The organism is Paenibacillus sp. oral taxon 786 str. D14 (assembly GCF_000159955.1).
Classification (GTDB): Bacteria; Bacillota; Bacilli; order Paenibacillales; family Paenibacillaceae; genus Fontibacillus; species Fontibacillus phoenicis.
Genome location: NZ_GG695979.1, coordinates 100,066 through 104,370, shown reverse-complemented (window position 1 = coordinate 104,370; position 4,305 = coordinate 100,066). Strand labels below are relative to the sequence as shown.

Here is a 4,305-nt window from a genome sequence, read left to right as displayed (position 1 = left end):
CGGATGCTGTTCAGCTCTCGAATCGGCAGGATGACGTCGCCATAAAGCTCCGCATCCAGCTTCTCGAGCTGAAACACCGTGCCGCCGAGACGCCCGAACTGCTCTTCGAGCAGAGCGGCGTCCATCGGCCGTTTTTGCGCGACCTCGAGCTCCAGCTCCGAGTCGACTTGCACCGTCGTTCCCTTCTGTACATCCGTCCAGAAGGTATTCAGCAGCCCGCCGGCGTGGCCCACCGCCCGCACATGCACCGGGAAGACGCGGTACGGCTTCTCGGTCTCGTACGTCTGGCGCAGCCGCTTGTCGAGCGCCGGGTCGTTCGTCTTCCAGATGCGATCCCCGACGTGCACGCGGCGCAAATCCACGTCATTACGTCCCGGCACGATATCGACGATCCAACCCTCTCCGGCTTCGCCTTCCTGCTTCACGCCTTGACGGCGCAGGTCGTAGACGCGGCCGCCTTCTTCTTTTTGCGTCGGATCCCCGGCATCAAACACGATCCCGTCCCCACGCTTCAGCGGCGCCTCCAGCTTGCAGACGACGCCGTCGCGCAGCACCTTCTCTACGCGGCCCAGGTACACGCCCCGGCTTTTCGGGAACGTCCCGTCGACCAGCTTCTTATTGTTCGTCCCCTCCAGGAAGCCATGCGTAAAGCCGCGCGAAAAGCTCTGCTGCAGCTCACGGATCTCCTCCTTCGACGGACGCGTATCGTCCCCGTCAAAATAACGGTCAATCGCCTTCCGATATTTGCTCACCACGTTGGCAACGTACTCCGGACTTTTCAGCCGTCCTTCGATCTTAAAGGAGGTCACGCCCGCCTCAATCAGCTCCGGCATGATGTCGATCGCCGCCAAATCCTTTGGCGACAACAGGTAGGCGACATCGCCCATCGGCTTCTGCTCCCCATCGACGATCAGGTCGTACGGCAACCGGCACGCCTGCGCGCATTCGCCGCGGTTGGCCGAGCGCCCGCCCCACATTTCTGACGTCAGACATTGGCCAGAGTAAGACACGCATAGTGCCCCGTGCACGAACACCTCCATCGGCAGCTTCGCCTGTTCCCCGATGACTTTGATTTGCTTGAGGTTATTTTCCCGGCCCAGCACCACGCGCTCCAAATTCCACGGCTTCACGAACTCCACCGCTTCCGGCGAAGTGATCGTCATCTGCGTCGAGCCATGAATCGGAAAATCCGGCGACAACTCGCGGATCAGCTTCACCAACCCGAGGTCCTGCACAATAACCGCATCCACCCCCGCGTTGATGCACGCCTCAACCAACTCTTGCGCATCCCGCAGCTCGTCCTCGAACACAAGAATATTGAAGGTCAGGAACCCCTTAACCCCATAACTATGCAAAAAAGCCATAATCTCCGGCAGCTCGTCCATCCGGAAATTGTTCGCCCGCGCCCGGGCATTAAACTTCTCTACGCCAAAAAAGATCGCGTCCGCCCCGTTCGCCACCGCCGCCCGCATGCAATCCCAATCGCCGGCCGGCGCCAGCAGCTCCACATCCTGCCGCGTTAACGTCGTCTTGCTCATGTATGTCCTCCCAATCCGGCCGCAGCCGGCGTCTATTCTACTTGATTGCAAAAATTCAAAATTTAAGCGAATTATCAACTTATATATTCTAGCAGACATTGCCCGTGCACTCTAGCTTTTCCATCCATTCGCAAGGAAAAACATGGCGCCCGCCCTCAGGGTCCTTACGCCCCTTCTCAGGCCTCTTTTACACCATTATCCCTTTCGTTCAGAAAAGGGGATCAAGAGAGGGGGCGAAATGAGGTAGCCTTGTCCGCGCAACCTATTCTCTTTTTGCAAGCATTGTCCGTCCCCAAACTCTGACGCAACGGGATAATCATCAAAAAGAGCCCCAAACACACCTATCCTATCCGAAGCGTAGCCCGCCCTCCAACCACAAGATCCCCTGTCAAACAAAAAAGAAGCCAACAGAAGCCCCAGCTTCCATTGACCTCTTGCTATACTTAACCGTTTCACTTCGCCCGCGACGCATGAATGATTTCTGCCGCCTGGCGGATAATTTCATCCAATGATGCTTCATCTGTGGCATCGTACTCATCAATGTTCAGCCGCAGCACCGGGCAGGCATCAAACTCCTCGATCCATTTTGCGTACCGTTCATGCATATGCTCCCAATAGGAGACGTCCGTCTGGATCTCCATTTCCCGGCCCCGCAGCCGGATCCGATTCAGGATGGACGATAGATTCCCTTCCAGGTAAATAAGCACGTCTGGATGCGGAAAATACGGCGTCATCACCATCGCCTCAAACAAGCTGGTGTACGTCTCGTAATCTGTCTTGGACATCGTGCCTTGATCGGCATGCATTTTGGCGAAAATCCCGGTGTCCTCGTAAATCGAACGGTCCTGAACAAACCCGCCGCCCGCTTCAACGATTGCCTTCTGCTCTTTAAACCGCTCCGCCAGAAAATAAATCTGCAGATGAAAGCTCCAGCGCTCGAAATCCTGATAGAACTTCTCCAGATACGGATTGTTATCGACCTTCTCCATCGAAGTGCGAAAGCCAAGCCGGGCAGCCAGCGCAGTGGTCAACGTGGATTTACCAACGCCGACGGTACCTGCTACCGTGATTAAGGCGTCTTTAGGGATGTGCAATTCATGACTCATCTTTTATAAGTGCTCCTTTATCTTCGCAACGATCTGCTCAAAATGCTCCGGATGCTCCACAAAATCCAGCATATTGCCATCAATCGTAATCACGACCGTCTCCGGTTCACGCGTTTGAATCTGCGTAATCGCCGTTTCATAATCCTCGATCAACCGCTCCAGATAGCCGGGATCGATGTCCTGCTCAAAGCTGCGGCCGCGTTTTTCGATTCTTTTTAACAAGGTCGCCAATTCCGCCCGGATATACACAATCACATTGGGTTTAGGCAGATCGTCGGTCAGCAGATGATAAATCTGTCGATACTTCTCCCGTTTGTCCCCTTGCAGCGTCCGCTGGGCAAAAATCCAGTTTTTATAAATATGATAGTCCGACACGACCGGCACCCCCCGGGACACATAGTTTTTCACCGTATCCTCCAATTGCTTATACCGGTTGCACAAAAAGAACATTTCCAGCTGAAACGCCCATTCCTCGATATTTTGATAAAACTTGTCCAGGAACGGATTCTCCTCCACGATCTCCTTCAACAGCGGAAAATCAAACCGCTCAGCGAGCATCGTGGCCAGCGTGGTTTTTCCGGCTCCGATGGCGCCTTCCACGGCGATAAACGGGCATGGCTTCTTCACTTGAGGGTCCTCCCACATCTCACTTGCCTGAAAAATAGACTAGAATATTGTATCACAGAATTCAGGCAAACGGCTTTTTCATTTTAAGTAGGCTAGTAGAAGAGAGGTGATAAATGATTTGGAGAAAAAGGTACTTATGGTTTGAGCTTACAGGAAATTTTGAAGTTATGTCGAATTACTGTATGGATGAACCTATAGGAGGTAAGCCGATGAGAAGAAGAGGAATCGTTCGAGCACTGGATGAACTCGGGCGTATCGTATTGCCGATTGAATGGAGAAGGGTATTAGACATCGAGGAAAAGGATCCGATGGAGTTTTTCATTGACCCCGATTCTCGATGGATCATGATTCGTAAATATCAATCTCAAGCCTGCATGTTCTGCCAGACCCTGGATAACCTGCTCTATTATCATGAAAAATTTATTTGTCCCTCTTGCATCCAGGAGCTTCGTCTTCAGGCTACCCTGGAACTCAGTTCACCACCTGCCTCGCCGGGAACAGAGGAGGTTGCGGTAACCGCATCCGCAGAAAATAGGGGGCCGGGTCGTCCCACCAAGGATATCGCTGCAAGTAAACGAGGTCGAAAACGCGGTAAAGCCTACGAACGGCTATTGGAAGCCATGCGCACCCACCCCAACTCCACACAGAGTGAATGGGCCAGAAGGATAGGCATTTCCCAGAGTCGGGTGAGTCAACTACTCCAGGAATTAAGACAATCCGATCCAGCTATGAAAACGATGAAAAAGGATGGCCAAACCTAAAAAGCTCCTCCCTCTAGGGAAAGGAGCCATTAGTCCGAATACAATTAATGCGTCACGAGCGGCCTGAAATCATCCCGACTCGACAGATCCGCATGGTAAAACGCCACATCCCCATCCTTCAGCGTGAAGCGCCGACCGTAAGGGTCTACAACGCTCCGTGCAAATCCTTCCATGCCAGTCCACTGGTTCATCAGCGGCGCGCGGATATATTGAAGATATGGCTTCTCCGTCTCCCCGTTTCGCACCGTCTCGATGTTGAAGTTCACCACGATC

General features: G+C 53.4%; 5 protein-coding genes. 1 reads left to right on the top strand and 4 read right to left on the bottom strand.

The genetic code is table 11. From position 1 onward, the window contains the following. The 3 genes from POTG_RS13585 to POTG_RS13575 all read right to left on the bottom strand — a co-directional run. Positions 1-1,538: peptidase U32 family protein (locus tag POTG_RS13585; RefSeq protein WP_036645420.1), on the bottom strand; the 1,538-nt coding region annotated here is incomplete at its 3' end. Positions 1,539-1,990: 452 nt separating this feature from the next. Beyond that, entirely contained in the window at positions 1,991-2,644 is a 654-nt protein-coding gene (locus tag POTG_RS13580) for a deoxynucleoside kinase (RefSeq protein ID WP_009225404.1), read from the bottom strand. 3 nt (positions 2,645-2,647) lie between these two features. Beyond that, positions 2,648-3,289, bottom strand: a complete 642-nt coding sequence (locus POTG_RS13575) for a deoxynucleoside kinase (protein ID WP_036645364.1) — start codon at positions 3,287-3,289, stop codon at positions 2,648-2,650. A gap of 191 nt (positions 3,290-3,480) precedes the next feature. On the opposite strand from POTG_RS13575, the gene POTG_RS22740 reads away from it, so the two are divergent. Next, positions 3,481-4,032 carry an AbrB/MazE/SpoVT family DNA-binding domain-containing protein gene (locus tag POTG_RS22740; protein WP_050769765.1) on the top strand — a complete coding sequence of 184 codons (552 nt, stop codon included), beginning with the start codon at positions 3,481-3,483 and terminating at the stop codon, positions 4,030-4,032. A gap of 44 nt (positions 4,033-4,076) precedes the next feature. Here POTG_RS22740 and POTG_RS24370 read toward each other — a convergent pair. Then, positions 4,077-4,305 (bottom strand): hypothetical protein (locus tag POTG_RS24370; protein ID WP_198136206.1); only part of this gene is annotated, 229 nt, incomplete at its 5' end.